Source organism: Nocardia sp. NPDC004278 (assembly GCF_053602975.1).
In genome coordinates this window covers 210180-224795 of sequence record NZ_JBSGEQ010000006.1, presented here as the reverse complement: position 1 = coordinate 224795, position 14616 = coordinate 210180, and the positions used below count along the sequence as shown (strand labels likewise).

Genomic DNA, 14616 nt, shown 5'->3' with positions numbered 1-14616 from the left:
CGAGGTCGGCTCCGAACTTGCCACGCCGCCCGGCCGCTTGCACGGGCAGGGTGCCGAATCCCGCATCGACCGGTCCCGGCGAACCGCGACGATGGTATCCACCGAAATGGCGCCGCGGCGTGCGCTGATGCCGGACTTTATTTCGGCGTCGGCTCTGGGCTGCCACGGAACCGCGTGTTGCGGATACAGACGAGCCGCACCCGTGCCGCGCACGCCGTGCGCGGTGAACGAGGTGCGGCTCGGGGAGATCAGATGGGCAGCTTGCGGAAGATCGGGCGCGGGATGTGGCGCAGGATCATCATCACCAGGCGGAAGGTGCCCGGTGCCCAGACCAAATCCTTGCCCCGCTGCGACGCCGAAACCGCCAGTGCCGCGATGTCTTCCTTGTTGACGGTGAGCGGAGCCTCTTTGACGTGCGCGGAGAACCTGGTCCGCACCATGCCCGGCCGGATCACCAGCACCCGCGGGCCGTGTGGGCGCAGTGCCTCGCCGAGGCCGAGGTAGAACCCGTCCAGTCCGGCCTTGGTCGAGCCGTAGACGAAATTCGAGCGGCGCACCCGCTCACCCGCGACCGAGGACATGGCGATGATCCGCCCGAAGCCCTGCTTCTTCATCTTCTCGCCGACCAGCACGCCGACCGAAACCGCCGCGGTGTAGTTGACCCCGGCGACCTGTACGGCCTTGCGCTGGTTCTGCCACAGCTCTTCCGGATCGCCGTCCAGCGCGAAGGCGACAATGGCGACATCCACATCGCCGCCGTCCCAGGCCGCGTCGATCACCTTCGGGTGGCTGTCGGTATCGAGCGCATCGAAGTCGATGACATCGACCTGGGTCGCGCCCGCCGCCTTCATCTGGGCGACGGCGTCCTCGCGCAGCGGATCGCCCGGCAATGCGGCCAGAATGATGCGCGCCGGACTCTTGCGCAGGTACTCGGCGCAGATCGCCAAGCCGATCTCCGAGGTTCCGCCCAGCAGCAGAATGGTCTGCGGGTTGCCTACGGCATTAATCACTGGAGCTCCAGCCTTCTCGCCATATCGGACATGAATACGCCTGTGGGATCGACGCTTCGGCGGATCTTGATCCACTCGTCGATCCGGGGGTACATCTGGTGGAAGGTCTCTGCGGTGGTGCGGGAATCCTTCGCGGTGTACAGCCGCCCGCCGAACTCCATGACGCGGCGGTCCAACTCGCTCACCAGTTCGTTCAGCCCCGGCTTGATCGGGAAGTCGACGCAGATGTTCCAGCCCGGCATCGGGAAGCTCAGCGGAGCCGGATTACCCGGTCCGAACAGCTTGAAAACGTTGAGCGCCGAGTAGTGCCCGGAGGCCTGGATATCGATGATGATCCGCTTGAATTCCTCGACCGCCTCGGTCGGCACCACGAACTGGTACTGCAAGAACCCATTGGAACCATAGCCGCGGTTCCACTCCGCGATCATATCGAGCGGGTGGTAGAACTGGGTCAGGTTCTGCACCTTGCCGGTGTAGTTGCCGCCCATGCGGTAGTACGCCTCGCCGATGGACATCAGCGTCAGCTTGTTCATGGTCCAGTTCGGGAAGATATCCGGAACCGTCATGAGTTGGGGCGCATCGAATTTCAGCGGCTTGCGCTGCAATCGCTTCGGCAGTTCGTCGACCTTGGCGAGGCGGCCGCGGGTGATGGTGGCCCGGCCGAGCTTCGGCAGCGGACTGATCACGTCGAACCACGCGCTCGAGTAGGTGTAGTTCGCCTCGCTGCCGTCGCTGTGCGCGGCGATGGTCTCATCGAGCGTGGTGGTCTTCACGCCATCGTTGAGGAAGTACGCCGTCTCGGTGGGCGCCATCTCGATGGTGGCTCGCAGGATGATGCCGGTGAGCCCGTTGCCGCCGACGGTCGCCCAGAACAGCTTGGCATTGCGCTTGGGCGTGATGTGCTGCACCTGCCCGTCGGCGGTGAGCAGATCGATCGAGCGCACGTGGTTGCCGAAGCTGCCCTCGCTGTGATGGTTCTTGCCGTGGATATCGGAGGCGATGGCGCCGCCGATCGTCACCTGGCGGGTGCCGGGCAGCACCGGAACCCATAGCCCGAACGGCAGGGCCGCCTTCATGAGCTGGTCCAGGCTGACGCCGCCGTCCACGTCGACGATCCGGGTGTCCCGGTCGATCCGGTGGATATTGTTCAGCGCCGTCATATCGACGACCAGGCCGCCCGCGTTCTGCGCGTGATCGCCATAGGAGCGTCCCAACCCGCGCGCGATGATGCCGCGGCGCAGGTGGGCCGGCTTGGAGTCGTTGTCCTCGGCGACCATGGCGACGGCCTTGGCGATCAGTTCGGGATCGCTGGTCGAGAGCACTTCGGAAGATGTTGCTGCGGTGCGACCCCACCCGGTCAATGCCTTGGTCCGCGTCGGCAGCGTGAAGGTGCCGTCGGTGACATCGCCGGTGTTACCGGTTGTGGTGGCGGTCGGAGCTTTCGTGGACATCGGCATAGAGGCTACATGCATGAGCCGATATCCGGTCGGCGTCGCCGTACTCCCCAGTATGTGAGGTCCGACATGGGTTCCATCGCGCCGCACAAATGTCCAAGCGGTGCTCGGTCCGCGTGTTCCTCGTCACGCCGTTACGCTCGTCGGCGTGCAAGCCGAACCCCACCTGCCGCTCCCGGCCGAACTGCCGCCGGTCGACGAGTCTGCCGGCGCGAGCGACGCGCCCGAAGGAGGCAGCCTGCGTGAGCAGGTAGGGCCCCGGGAGCGCCGAATCGAAAACAGCACCGAAGTCGACCTGAAGACGCAGATCGTCCGCTTCACCCTCACCGGCGGCCTGTCGGCCATCGTCGACTACGGGATCTACAGCTTCCTGCTGAATCTGATCGGCCTGCCGGTCAGCGTCGCCAAGTCGATCAGTTTCATTGCGGGCACCACCACCGCCTACCTGATCAATCGCCGCTGGACCTTCCAGGCTCCGCCGAGCCGCGCCCGGTTCATTGCGGTGGTGATCCTCTACGCCGTCACCTTCGCCGTCCAGGTCGGCATCAACCAGGTGCTCTACGCCACCCTGCCCGGCGATTGGTGGCGCCAGCCGCTGGCCTTCGTGATCGCTCAGGGCACCGCCACGGTCATCAACTTCGTCGTCCAGCGCGTGGTCATCTTCAAGCTCCGCTGAGGGCGCCCGCCGGCTCAGCGCGGAACCAGGACCTCGCCGTTGGCCTGCGCCTTCGCGCCGAAGTAGTCCCCGCCCTTCGCGCGCACATTGTCGGTACCCCAATCCCGCTGCTCCCGTGTCGCGGGTACCAGATGCGGGATGTGCTTACGGCAGTGGATGTACGCCTCTTCGACATCGACCACCACCCAGCGCTCGGCGGCACGTCCTTTGACGCTCTTCGGGAGTTCGGGCACGGTGTGGCGCAGTGCGGAATCGTCGACGATCCGGGCCGAGCCGTTGATGTGCAATCCGATCAGGTCCTGGACGAAATCGATCAGCAGAATGCCTACGTGCGGGTTCTCCAGGATGTTGCCAAGGCTGGCCATGACACCGTTGCCCCGGTATTCGGGGTAGGCAATCGTGCGTTCGTCGATCACGTGCAGGAAACCGGGCAGACCGGCGCGGAAACTGGCATCGCATTCGCCGTGTTCATCCGCGGTGGCGATGAAGGCCATATCCATCCTGGCGATGAATTCGATCATTGTCGGATTCAGCCGATCGAGCACTTGGTCCTGGTAGAAGCGTTCGGCCCGGTCCTGCGTGCCGTACCTGTCCTGTAGTTCGTGCTCGCCGTCACTGCCGCAAGTTGTACCGGGCATCTGTGCCCCCTCTGGTAGCTGGAATCCGGCACGGCTCAGTAGGTTCCGCGCTGAACCCCGCGACTAAACCGAAATCTCGTACATTTTAGTCCGGCAAAGCAGCGAAATCCACGTTGAGAATGCACTGAATGTTTGGTCAGCGCAAGGGTTTCCGTGAGGTAGCCAAAATCCGACCGGCCGGGATCTTATGCGCGGCCGGTCGGATTCGGGATGAATTCAGGCGGGTGTCAAGGTCACCGGAACGCCATTGAAGACCGCATTCCCGGACGGCACGTCAACGACCGAATCATCGGTCAGCACATTGGCATTCACCCCGGCGTGCGCCCTGGCCACCGGCTGCGCACTATCGGTGTGGCCCCACCCGTGCGGCAGGCTCACCACCCCCGGCATGATGGCCTCGGTCGGCTCCAGCGGCACGGTCAGCGTCCCCGCGGCGGACTTGACCACGGCGGTAGTGCCGAGCCCCAACCGCGCCACATCCGCCGGATTGATATGCAGCGTGCAGGTATTCGATCCGCTGACCAACGTGGGGATATTGTGCATCCAGCTGTTGTTGGATCGCAGTTGCCGCCGTCCGATCAACACCACTTCCGGCGCGGCGTCGGCGAGCCGGGCGCGCATCCGCGCGACATCGTCCAGCAATGGCTGCGGCGCCAACTCCACCTTCTTGGATGCCGTACGCAGCACTCCCGGCAGTCGCGGTTGCAGCGGACCGAGATCGACGCCGTGCGGATTGTCCAGCAGCACCCGCAGATTCAGCGTGCCGCCATTCCATTCGCCATACGGCCCGAGCCGCAGCAGCATATCGATGCGCTGTTCGGTGCTGTTCGCCCCGATGAGTTCGGGCCGCCGCTGCGCCATACCCGCCTTGTGCAGTGTGCCCGCGATGACCAACTCGTCCACGGCGGTCAACGGATCCGGTCCGTCGGCGCCCGAATGCGGCTGGCCGGTCAGCGCTGCCCCGAGGCGTGCCAGCACCGCGGCCTCCGAGGGCTGCTCACCCAGTGGCACCAAGGGCGGTGAGTACCGCGCGTAATTGCGGACCGCGAACTGCAGCAGCGCGAAATCGTAGTGTGGCGATTGCACCGGCCGCGGCGGTGGCAGGATCACATCGGCGTGGCGGGTGGTCTCGTTCAGGTACCGGTCCACGCTCACCATGAATTCCAGCGCCGCGAACGCCGCATCCAGCCGCGGCCCGCTCGGCGCGGACAGCACCGGATTCCCGGCGACGGTGACGAGCGCGCGCACCTGTCCGGCCCCTGGCGTGGTGATCTCATCGGCCAACGTCGCCACCGGAAGTTCGCCCATCGCCTCGGGCAGCTCGCGCACCCGGCTGGCCCAGCGCCCGGTGCGGAACGGCTTGGTGCGATTGATGCCACCGGCCGCGGCATTCGCGAACATGGCGCCGCCGGGTCTGTCCAAATTGCCGGTGAGCACATTGATCACCTCGACCAGCCACTGCGTGACCGTGCCGAATTCGGCTGTGCAGGTGCCGATGCGCGCGTAGACCGCCGCGGTCGGCGCGGCCGACAGCTCACGGGCGAGTCGCAGTACCGCCTCGGCGGGTACGCCTGTTCGCTGAGCGACCACCTCGGGAGTGAATTCCGCGGCGGCGTTGCGTACCTCGTCCAGTCCCGCCACCTCGACCCCGATATCGGTCAGGTTTTCCGCGAACAGCGTATGCACGATCCCGAACAACAGATAGGCATCGCTACCGGGCCGGATGAACAGATGCTCATCGGCGAGCTTCGCGGTCCTGGTCACCCGGGGATCGACCACGACGAACTTGCCGCCACGCTTGCGCAGCGCCTTCAGCCTGCCCGGGAAGTCCGGTGCGGTACACAGTGATCCGTTCGACTCCAGCGGATTCGCGCCGAGCATGAGCAGATAGTCGGTGCGATCCAGATCCGGCACCGGCACGGTCAGCGGATCCCCGAACATCAATCCGCTCGCCACCTGCTTGGGCATCTGGTCGGCGGTGCTCGCCGAGTACAGATTCTTGGTGCCGAGCGCCCGGACCAGCACGGGCACATACAGCGCCCCCGCGACCGTATGCGCGTTCGGATTGCCGAGATACAGTGCTGCCGATTGATTTCCGTGCTCGGCCACGATCGCCGGGAATCGCTCGGCGATCAGATCGAATGCCTCGTCCCAGGAGGCGGTACGCCAGGTATCGGTGGCCCGATCCCGAATCATCGGGGCGGTCAGCCGATCCGGATCCTGATCCAGATGTCCGAAGCTGGCCCCTTTGGGGCAGATGAACCCCCTGCTGAACGGATCGTCCCGATCACCACGAACCGAGGTCACCCGGTCCTGTGCATCGAGGGTGAGCTCGAGTCCGCAGACCGCCTCGCACAGCGGGCAGGTCCGCAACAGCGTCCGGGTGTCATCAGTGATCTGGGCCATATCCACATCATCGCGCGCGATGGATGTCTGCGCATGCGGAAACAAGAATGACCGGTATCCGCGAATGAGCGGATACCGGTCACGGTCGGTCAGGGCAGTGCGGACCCCGCCCGACGGATGCGTGAGCTCAGCAGGCGACGCTGGCCACGGCGGATGCGCCGCGCCGGGTGAGCGCCGAGCGAACGGCCGCGCCGATCGCGACGACCGGCGGGATCCAGCGGGCCTCGCCCGGGGTGACGCCCCAGCATGCCTCGCCGGTGGTGAGCTGGGTGGGGGGCAGCGGGATGCCGTCGCCGTCGGTGTAGACAGTGGCGCCCGCCTCGCGCAGTGCCTCCAGCGCCATCGCGGCCTTGCGCAGGCCGGTGACCAAGTGGATCTCGCGACGCTCGGCACCGGGGATCTCGATCACCGGGCCGGCAAGGTCGTTAGCGCGCAGGTACCGGCGAACCTCGCCGGCCAGCTCACCGCTGATCTCGATGCCCGATACGTCCTCGTCGGTGATCAGGCAGATCCCGTTGGCCGTTTCAGCGATCGTCCACCCGCGCTGGATGTAGTCCTGCGCCGCGGCAGTCATATCTGCCGCCGATGCGGAAGTCGGAAACGTGGTGCGCACTGTTTTTCTCCATTCCCCGATAGACCTGGGTCCTGCATACGTGGTGGGTATCGGGACGGGGTGGGCAGAGCGTTACGGGTTGTACAAAAGATCTTGTTGACTGTCGGATTCGTCTCACCCGGTGCGCAATAGCTATCACCCGGGCATCTATTGGCGGGCCGTGGAAATGGGGGAAGGATCGCCATATGAGTGAGCATCGCGAAGCGATTCGATGGGGGGCGGCGGTCGAGTGACGGGTGGGCGTGCATCGCGAAGCGATTCGACGGGGGGCCGGGCGACGAATGCGCCCGATGACCCCGACGTGGTCGAGGCGCCGGATTCGGCCGAACTCGAAACCGAATCCCGCTGGATCGCTTGGAAAGAGAATGCGTCGAGGCGATTCGCGCGCGGTACGGACGAGCCGGAACCCGCCGAACCCTTCGAAAGTCCGCGGGCCTGGAGCGCCGAGGCCGCCCGCGGCCTGCTCGACGTGCAGTTCCACCGTCCCGCGACCCGTACCCTGCTGCCCCTCGCCTACATGCTCGGCCTGGCCTTCGCGATCGGTATCCCGATCGCGCTGACGGTCCTGATGTGGCAGGTCTCGGCGGTTCTCGGGGTGCTGACCGGTTTGCTCGCGGTACCGCTCGGCCTGACCATCGCGGCCGTGGTGCGCCTATTGCTCGAATTCCTCGAGAACGCCGCCAAGCTGGCGTCCAGGGTCGAACACATCGCCGATCTCGCCGACGATCTGTTCCAGGCGCTCTCCGATGTCGCCGAGCCGGTCAACCAGCTCTCCGAAGACGTTCGTGCCGTGCAGTTCTGGCGCTTCGGCAAGCGCGGCACGCGGAAGTAGAACCAGGCTGAATTGCCGGATCATCCCGAGCGGGAACCTCTTCGGCGCTCGTGCGCCACCGGCGTACCTGGGACGCCCGTCGTGACCAGTGTCAGTTTTACTGTGAAACAATGCTGTTCGGATATCCGGATATCTGTTGCGGATACCGGTTGGAGGCGCGCCGGACCGGCAGACTCGGGAGGACATCCGGGTGATTCGGCGCACGGCGCGAGGGGGAAGCATGGCTTTACCGCAGGGCACGACTGGTTCGACCATGCCGCGTAGGCAGCTCGGACGGCATCTGCGTGATCTGCGCAATCGGGCCAGGATGACCACCAGGATGGCGGCCCAGCAGCTCGAGTGGTCCGAGGCCAAGATCTGGCGCATCGAAACCGGTCAGACCTCGCTGCGCAGCCTGGACGTCGAGGCCATGTGCAAGATCTACGGTGCGCCAACCGATCTCGTCGAACCGCTGACCGCGCTGGCCAGGGAGACCAAGGCCAGGGGCTGGTGGACCGGCTACAGCGATGTGATCGCCGAGGGCTTCGAGGTGTACATCGGGCTGGAGGAGGCCGCTCGCGCGCTGTCCACCTATGAGAGCGAGCTGGTCCCCGGACTGCTGCAGACCGAGGCCTATACCCGCGCGCTGCTGCGGTCCGCGCGGCCGGAGGCAGCGGAGACCGATATCGATCGCCGGGTGCAGTTGCGCATGGCCAGGCAGGCGCTGGTCACGCGCAAGGATGCGCCGCTGCAATTGGATGTGGTGATCAGCGAGGCGCTGCTGTGGCGGCGCATCGGTGGTGACGCGGTGACCGCCGAGCAGCTGAGCCACCTGCGGCGCATGTGTGATCTGCCGAATGTGCGAATTCAGTTGGTGCCCTCGGATTCCGGCTATCACGACGGCATGGATTCCGGCCGGTTCGTGCTGTTGGATTTCGCCGAGGCGCAGGGCGAACTGCGCGAGCCGCCGGTGGTCTATGTCGAGGCGTTCACCGGTCCGGTGTACCTGGACAAGGAACCCGAAGTCGAGCGGTACCGAAAGGCTTTCGCGAACATCAAATCGGCTGCGGTTGACGCGCGCCGCGTCATCGACGAAGCGCGCGAGAGTATCTAGCAGCTGCCCGGGTAGCTGGCCCGCTCAGCACTTCTGGCGGCTGCCCCAGGTGCGCCCGAGCACCTCGCGATGGGTCGGCAGCGCCGATTCGTAGACCTCGCGGCCCTTCTCGGTGAGACAGACGAAGATCGCCCGCCGGTCCTCGGTGCACATGCTGCGCGAGACCAGTCCGTCGCGCTCGAGGCGCGCCACCGCGCGCGAGAGCGCACTCTGGCTCAGATAGATGTCGCTGGCGAGATCGCTCATCCGGTAGTTGCCGCAGTCGGCATCGATCAGCCGGTCCAGCGTCTCGAATTCGCTGAGTCCGATGTCGTGCCTGCCCTGCAGCTCCTTCTCGAGCGCACAGCTCACGGCGGCGTGCCGGTCGAGCAGCTCGCGCCACTCGGCGACCAACCCGGCGGGCGCCACATCGCGCCCTACTAATTCTGTTGTCGACGGCTTCGACATGGCCCTATCCTAGTGCTCCGGAGTAAACCATGCAACCACATTAAATGTGTTGGCATTTAATGTGGCCGCATGTAATGTTCCGCCCATGACTTCTGCAGCAACCCTTTCGGACGCCACGGCGACCGATCCGATCAGATGGTCCACCCGTCTCTGGGGCATGCTGATCACGCTCTGCATTGTGTTGTTCCTCGATGGTCTCGACGTCTCGATGATCGGTGTCGCGCTGCCGTCCATCGGCGCCGAACTCGATCTCTCAACCTCCACCCTGCAGTGGCTGGTCAGCGGCTATGTGCTCGGTTACGGCGGCCTGCTGCTGCTCGGCGGGCGCACCGCCGATCTGCTCGGGCGGCGCAAGGTCTTCCTGATCGCGCTCGCCGTGTTCGCAATTGCCTCGCTGGCCGGCGGTCTGGTCACCTCCGGCCCGCTGCTCATCCTGACCCGTTTCATCAAGGGCCTGGCCGCGGCGTTCACCGCCCCGACCGGTCTGTCCATCATCACCACCAACTTCGCCGAGGGCCCGGCCCGCAATAAGGCGCTGTCCATCTACACCGTGTTCGGTGCGGGCGGTTACTCCATGGGCCTGCTGTTCGGCGGTCTGATGACCGGCATCGGCTGGCGCTGGACCTTCCTGCTTCCGGTTCCGATCGCGCTCGCCGCGCTGGGCGCGGCCTGGGTGCTGGTGCCCAAGGACGAGGCCGCCGAGGAGGGCGGGCACGACATTCTCGGTGCGCTGCTGTCCACGGCGGGCATGCTGCTGCTGGTCTACACCGTCGTCTCCGCACCCGAGGCGGGCTGGGGCTCGCCGCGCACCATCATCTCGTTCATCGCCGCCGCCGTGCTTCTCGCCGGATTCGTCGCGGTGGAGAAGAAGGTGAAGTACCCGCTGGTGCGCCTGGGCATCCTGCGCAAGGTGACGCTGGTCCGGGCCAGCCTCGCGATCATCGCGGTCGCGGGTTCGTACTTCAGCTGGCAGTTCATCGTGACCCTGTACCTGCAGGATTCGCTCGGCTGGTCGCCGCTGAAGCTGGCCATGGCACTGCTGCCGGTGGGTCTGCTGGTGGTCGCGTCGGCGTTCTTCTCCGATAAGCTCGTCGATCGGTTCGGCACCGGACCGATCATCGCCGTCACCATGGTCGTGATGGCGATCGGCTACCTGCTGTTCCTGCGGCTGGACACCACGCCGTCGTATCTGACGATGATCCTGCCCGCGGTGCTGCTGATCGGCATCGGCTGGGTCGGCTTCCCCGCCATCAACATTCAGGCGACCAATGGCATCGATGACGATGAGCAGGGTCTGGCGGCCGGTGTGCTGCAGACCTCCATGCAGGTCGGTGCGGCCATCGTGCTCGCGGTGAACACGGCGATCATCTCCTCGGGCAGCCACGGGGCGAGCACCCCGGCCGCGGTGCTCGACAACTTCCGGCCCGGCCTGCAGTTCGCCGCCGGTGTGGCCATCGTCGGCGCGCTCATCGCCATGACGGCCTACCTGCCCAAGCGTGCCAAGGCGCGGGCGCAGGAGCCGGAGTTGGAACTCGTCGGCTGAATCCCCTTCCGGCCGACAGTAAGTCGAATGCCACCGCTTCCCTCCCTCATCGGAGGCGGTGGCGTTCGGCGTTTACGAGAAGGGCGGTGCGGCGGCGTCCTTGGGAGACCGGATATAGGTCAGCGGCTGACCGTCGAGACCGGTCTTGGGCCACTCGATGCCGAGCCGCGGATCGAAAGCATCAATATCCCGGTCGAATTCGGGTGTGTACTCGAGCGAACACAGATAGGTGACGGTCGAGTTGTCGGCCAGCGAGAGGATCGCATGGCCGAGCCCCTCGGATAGGAACATCGAGCGCCGGTCCACATCGTCGAGTACCACGCTGTCCCAGCGCCCGTAGGTCGGCGAACCCGGCCGCACGTCGACGACCACATCGAGAAACGCACCCCGCACACAGGTCACGTACTTCGCCTGCCCCGGCGGATCCTCGGTGTAGTGGATGCCGCGCAGCACCCCTGCTGCCGAGACCGAGCAGTTGACCTGGCGCAGATCGAACTGCCGACCGGTCACCTTCTCGAACTCCGAGGTCTTGAACGATTCGCAGAACATGCCACGGTCATCGCCGAATTGGCGCGGTGTGATCAGCCATGCGCCCGGCACGGCGAGTTCACGGAACTCCATCGCTCACCAATCCCGTCCGCGCTCGAGCAGATCGAGCAGGTAGCTTCCGTATCCGGAGCGAACCAGCGGTTCGGCCAGCGCGCACAGCCGCTCATCGTCGATGAAGCCCTGCCGCCACGCGACCTCTTCCGGCACACCGATCTTCAGGCCCTGCCGCTGTTCGATGGTGCGCACATAGTTGGCGGCGTCCAGCAGCGAATCGAAGGTGCCGGTGTCCAACCACGCAGTACCGCGGGCGAGCACATCGACGCGCAGCCGATCCTGTTCCAGATAGGCGCGATTGATATCGGTGATCTCGTATTCGCCGCGCGCCGACGGCCGCAGCTCGCGGGCGATCTCCACGACATCGTTGTCATAGAAGTACAGCCCGGGGATGGCGTAATTGGATCGGGGCACCTTGGGCTTTTCCTCGATCGAAACCGCTCGGCCGTCGGTGAATTCGACGACGCCGTAGGCGGTCGGATCCGATACCCAGTATGCGAAGACCGCGCCGCCGTCGATTTCGGTGAAGCGCTCGAGGCTGGTGCCGAGACCGGGGCCGTGGAAGATATTGTCGCCGAGCACCAGTGCGGCGCTGTCGCCGCCGATGTGGTCGGCGCCGAGCACGAAGGCCTTGGCGAGTCCGTCCGGTTCCGGCTGCACCACATAGCTGATCGCGATGCCGAATTGCGAGCCGTCGCCGAGTAGGCGGGCGAACGCCTCCGCATCCTCCGGGGTGGTGATGACCAGGATGTCCTGGATGCCCGCCAGCATCAGGGTGGACAGCGGGTAGTAGACCATCGGTTTGTCGTAGACCGGGACCAGCTGCTTGCTCACCCCGCGCGTGATCGGATGCAACCGGGAACCGGTGCCACCGGCCAAGATGATTCCGCGCATGGTCCCCGAGTCTGCCAGGCGCATCGGGCTCGGCTTCGGCGAGGTTCCGACTCGCCTACAAATTGATCACGAACGTTTGGTAACCGGGCGCGGCGGGCGATAAGTGTTGCGTAGGTCACGCATCCGTGATGTTCTGAAACATCAGTGCGTCACCCCTGCTGGGAAGTGACGCACACTGGGTACGTGTGAGATGTCAGCGTCGACTCTTGCCTGGGTAACCGTTCGGTCGGGCTCGGCGCGCCAGTGTGAGGTAGGTGCGCGATGTCGGCGACCAGCGTGAGTGAATTCGACCCGCGTGAGCCGGGTTTGCTGATGAACCCGGACGGCCCGAGCGCGCCAGCGCGAATGCTCCTGGCGACCTGCCTCGGCGCGGTGCGCCCGGTATTGCGCCTGTTTCCGGTCAGCCGGGCGACCATTCCGGTCGGTGCCGTCGCGATCGATACCCTGGCCCGCTTGCGGCCGCAGCCGCGCGGCGTCGATCGGGAACAGGTGGCGCTGAACGGGTTTCGAATGGAGATCCTGCGCCCGTCCGGTGGTTCGCGTGCCTTGCGGCACGGCGCGGTGCTGTACATGCACGGTGGCGGCTTCGCCATCTGCGGACTGGGCACCCATCGTCCCATTGCGGCCAGCCTGGCCCGGCGCACCGGACTGCCCGTGGTCAATGTCGACTACCGGCAACTGCCGGGACGCAGTATCGCCGAGGCGATCGAGGATTGTCTGAGCGCCTACCGCTGGCTGCTGCGGCACGGCGCGGACCCGTCCCGGATCGTCTTGGCGGGCGATTCGGCGGGTGGGTTCCTGGCCTTCAGCACCGCACTGCGCGCCATCGAGGCCGGTCTGCCGTCCCCGGGTGGGCTGGTGGGGCTGAGCCCGCTCCTCGATCTGGACTACGCGGCCAAGCGGGACTACGTGAATGTCGAGCGCGATCCCTATCTTCCGCTGTCCGCGCTGGAGGCGGTCGTGCGGATCGGTGCGGAGCTGGACGGCAAGCTGGATCCGATGATGTCGCCGGTCAACGGTGCCTTGGCGAGTCTGCCGCCGGTGCTGCTGATCGCCGCCGAGGACGAGGTGCTGCGCCATGACTGCGAGCTGATGGCCCGCAGGCTGACCGCGGCCGGTGTACCGAACGCGCTGGAGATCTGGCGCGGTCAGGTGCACGCCTTCATGGCCATTGCCCCCAATCTGCCCGAGAGCAGGATGGCGCTGGCCCGGGTATCCCGGTTCGTCCGCGCCCGACTCGAGCAGCCGCAGCGGGCTCGGACGGCTTGACCTGGATCGGCCGGACGAGTCGACCCCGCCTCCTGACTGCGCGTTCGGGCAGTCGGGAGGCGGGGTTCTTTGCTTGCGCCGCGGCTGTGGAATTTCCGTGGTCCGGAGAATTCCGTGCGCCGCAAATTCCGGCCGCCATTTAGTTCGACCGTATTAACCTTTTATTCATCTGCTGGACGGGTCTAGTTTTTCTGACTCTGCCGTGTCCAACTTTGCTATCACGGTTCCGTAATTCGGCCGAACAGCAGAAACCCCGCCCGATCGGACCGGGCGGGGTTTCTGCTGTTCGCTTCAGTTGTGTAGAGCGCTCGACTTACTTCGGCGGCGCGTTGAACGGCGCGGAGGTGGTGGCGAAGTACTGGATCGCCGCACCGATCGCAACCGGAGCCGTGATCAGGATCTGACCGGCCAGGGTGCCCAGCGCACCGACGGCGATGATGCCGCCGAGGCAGCCGATGGCGGCGGCCGGGATGAACGCACCGAACAGACCGACGATGGCGGCCGAGGCAACGGTCGCACCGGCGATACCGCCGAGGACGCAGCCGATGGCGCCGCCGCCGAGGCCGCCGACCAGGGTGCCGATGGTGGCGCCCATGGCGACGGTGTCCTTCATGCGGTTGAAGGCGGCCACCTCACGGTCGTACGGGGTCTTGAACGGGGCCTGGTCCTCGAAGGGCAGCGCGACCGGCTTGTAGGTGGCGTGCGCCATGTCGATCTGGGGGGTCAGGGTGGCCGTGCGGTCGGAGATCTCCGCCGCGACCGGGAACTCGAAATCATCGATGCGAGCCGTGAGCGGGGTGCCCGCGACGGTGGTGCCGTCGGCGGCCTTGATCTTGAGGGCGTTGTCCTCGACGACCAGCGAGCCGGCGTCGATCGAGATGATCGACTGGGTGTCGGTTGCGTGGGCGGTGAAGTTGATCGGGGCGTCGGCGGACTCCGCCGGAGCCGCGTTCACGGTACCTGCAGTGATGCCCATGGCGGCGATCAGCAGTGCCGACGTCGCGGCGAATTTCCTCATCAGCATTTGTTCTGGACCTCGATGTGAAGCGTTCGGAGGGGACTAGACGATCGAAATCTAGTGCAGCTAACGCGTGGTGAACCGTTTGTGACCGTTTATTCAAATTTTGTTCACCATCAC

General features: G+C 65.7%; 14 protein-coding genes. 5 read left to right on the top strand and 9 right to left on the bottom strand.

Annotated elements, in window-relative coordinates; genetic code table 11:
• Positions 1 to 248: 248 nt before the first annotated feature.
• Both ACWEO2_RS12050 and ACWEO2_RS12045 read right to left on the bottom strand, forming a co-directional pair.
• The gene (locus tag ACWEO2_RS12050; protein WP_452405310.1) at positions 249 to 1010 is read right to left on the bottom strand and encodes a decaprenylphospho-beta-D-erythro-pentofuranosid-2-ulose 2-reductase; all 762 of its coding nucleotides are present in this window, start codon (positions 1008 to 1010) and stop codon (positions 249 to 251) included.
• Positions 1007 to 2461, bottom strand: a complete 1455-nt coding sequence (locus ACWEO2_RS12045) for an FAD-binding protein (RefSeq protein WP_452405309.1) — start codon at positions 2459 to 2461, stop codon at positions 1007 to 1009. The genes ACWEO2_RS12050 and ACWEO2_RS12045 overlap by 4 nt, the downstream gene beginning before the upstream one ends.
• Before the next feature lie 106 nt (positions 2462 to 2567).
• Between ACWEO2_RS12045 and ACWEO2_RS12040 the strand changes: the two genes are divergently transcribed.
• Complete coding sequence (locus ACWEO2_RS12040; protein WP_452405308.1) at positions 2568 to 3140, top strand: GtrA family protein; 573 nt, start codon at positions 2568 to 2570, stop codon at positions 3138 to 3140.
• Positions 3141 to 3154: 14 nt separating this feature from the next.
• Here ACWEO2_RS12040 and ACWEO2_RS12035 read toward each other — a convergent pair whose 3' ends face one another.
• The 3 genes from ACWEO2_RS12035 to ACWEO2_RS12025 form a co-directional block, all read right to left on the bottom strand.
• On the bottom strand, positions 3155 to 3778 hold the full coding sequence (locus ACWEO2_RS12035) for a pyridoxamine 5'-phosphate oxidase family protein (RefSeq protein ID WP_452405307.1): 624 nt from the start codon (positions 3776 to 3778) through the stop codon (positions 3155 to 3157).
• 216 nt (positions 3779 to 3994) lie between these two features.
• A complete protein-coding gene (locus tag ACWEO2_RS12030; protein ID WP_452405306.1) occupies positions 3995 to 6184 on the bottom strand; it encodes a molybdopterin-dependent oxidoreductase in 2190 nt (729 codons plus the stop codon).
• 127 nt (positions 6185 to 6311) lie between these two features.
• The gene (locus ACWEO2_RS12025) at positions 6312 to 6797 is read right to left on the bottom strand and encodes a hypothetical protein (RefSeq protein WP_452405305.1); all 486 of its coding nucleotides are present in this window, start codon (positions 6795 to 6797) and stop codon (positions 6312 to 6314) included.
• A 301-nt stretch (positions 6798 to 7098) separates the two neighbouring features.
• Between ACWEO2_RS12025 and ACWEO2_RS12020 the strand changes: the two genes are divergently transcribed.
• Complete coding sequence (locus tag ACWEO2_RS12020) at positions 7099 to 7629, top strand: DUF4282 domain-containing protein (RefSeq protein ID WP_452405304.1); 531 nt, start codon at positions 7099 to 7101, stop codon at positions 7627 to 7629.
• A gap of 220 nt (positions 7630 to 7849) precedes the next feature.
• Entirely contained in the window at positions 7850 to 8722 is an 873-nt protein-coding gene (locus tag ACWEO2_RS12015) for a helix-turn-helix domain-containing protein (protein ID WP_452405303.1), read from the top strand.
• Positions 8723 to 8746: 24 nt separating this feature from the next.
• Here the strand turns inward: ACWEO2_RS12015 and ACWEO2_RS12010 are convergent, their stop codons facing one another.
• The gene (locus ACWEO2_RS12010; RefSeq protein WP_452405302.1) at positions 8747 to 9169 is read right to left on the bottom strand and encodes a MarR family transcriptional regulator; all 423 of its coding nucleotides are present in this window, start codon (positions 9167 to 9169) and stop codon (positions 8747 to 8749) included.
• Positions 9170 to 9254: 85 nt separating this feature from the next.
• Here ACWEO2_RS12010 and ACWEO2_RS12005 point away from each other — a divergent pair, with 85 nt between their 5' ends.
• Positions 9255 to 10712, top strand: coding sequence for an MFS transporter (locus ACWEO2_RS12005; protein ID WP_452405301.1), 1458 nt, complete (start codon positions 9255 to 9257; stop codon positions 10710 to 10712).
• 72 nt (positions 10713 to 10784) lie between these two features.
• On the opposite strand, the gene ACWEO2_RS12000 is transcribed toward ACWEO2_RS12005, so the two are convergent.
• Positions 10785 to 11333 carry a dTDP-4-dehydrorhamnose 3,5-epimerase family protein gene (locus ACWEO2_RS12000; protein ID WP_452405300.1) on the bottom strand — a complete coding sequence of 183 codons (549 nt, stop codon included), beginning with the start codon at positions 11331 to 11333 and terminating at the stop codon, positions 10785 to 10787.
• 3 nt (positions 11334 to 11336) lie between these two features.
• Entirely contained in the window at positions 11337 to 12209 is an 873-nt protein-coding gene (rfbA, locus tag ACWEO2_RS11995; protein WP_354959674.1) for a glucose-1-phosphate thymidylyltransferase RfbA, read from the bottom strand.
• A 261-nt stretch (positions 12210 to 12470) separates the two neighbouring features.
• Between rfbA and ACWEO2_RS11990 the strand changes: the two genes are divergently transcribed.
• On the top strand, positions 12471 to 13478 hold the full coding sequence (locus ACWEO2_RS11990; RefSeq protein WP_452405299.1) for an alpha/beta hydrolase: 1008 nt from the start codon (positions 12471 to 12473) through the stop codon (positions 13476 to 13478).
• A gap of 313 nt (positions 13479 to 13791) precedes the next feature.
• Here ACWEO2_RS11990 and ACWEO2_RS11985 read toward each other — a convergent pair whose 3' ends face one another.
• On the bottom strand, positions 13792 to 14502 hold the full coding sequence (locus tag ACWEO2_RS11985; protein WP_452405298.1) for a hypothetical protein: 711 nt from the start codon (positions 14500 to 14502) through the stop codon (positions 13792 to 13794).
• Positions 14503 to 14616: the final 114 nt, after the last annotated feature.

Excerpts from the sequence above, each read along its gene's own strand:
- ACWEO2_RS12045 (WP_452405309.1), bottom strand. The coding sequence starts at position 2,461 with ATGTCCACGAAAGCTCCGACCGCCACCACAACCGGTAACACCGGCGAT.
- ACWEO2_RS12035 (WP_452405307.1), bottom strand. The coding sequence starts at position 3,778 with ATGCCCGGTACAACTTGCGGCAGTGACGGCGAGCACGAACTACAGGAC.
- ACWEO2_RS12030 (WP_452405306.1), bottom strand. The coding sequence starts at position 6,184 with ATGGCCCAGATCACTGATGACACCCGGACGCTGTTGCGGACCTGCCCG.
- ACWEO2_RS12015 (WP_452405303.1), top strand. The coding sequence starts at position 7,850 with ATGGCTTTACCGCAGGGCACGACTGGTTCGACCATGCCGCGTAGGCAG.
- ACWEO2_RS12010 (WP_452405302.1), bottom strand. The coding sequence starts at position 9,169 with ATGTCGAAGCCGTCGACAACAGAATTAGTAGGGCGCGATGTGGCGCCC.
- ACWEO2_RS12005 (WP_452405301.1), top strand. The coding sequence starts at position 9,255 with ATGACTTCTGCAGCAACCCTTTCGGACGCCACGGCGACCGATCCGATC.
- ACWEO2_RS12000 (WP_452405300.1), bottom strand. The coding sequence starts at position 11,333 with ATGGAGTTCCGTGAACTCGCCGTGCCGGGCGCATGGCTGATCACACCG.
- rfbA (WP_354959674.1), bottom strand. The coding sequence starts at position 12,209 with ATGCGCGGAATCATCTTGGCCGGTGGCACCGGTTCCCGGTTGCATCCG.
- ACWEO2_RS11990 (WP_452405299.1), top strand. The coding sequence starts at position 12,471 with ATGTCGGCGACCAGCGTGAGTGAATTCGACCCGCGTGAGCCGGGTTTG.
- ACWEO2_RS11985 (WP_452405298.1), bottom strand. The coding sequence starts at position 14,502 with ATGCTGATGAGGAAATTCGCCGCGACGTCGGCACTGCTGATCGCCGCC.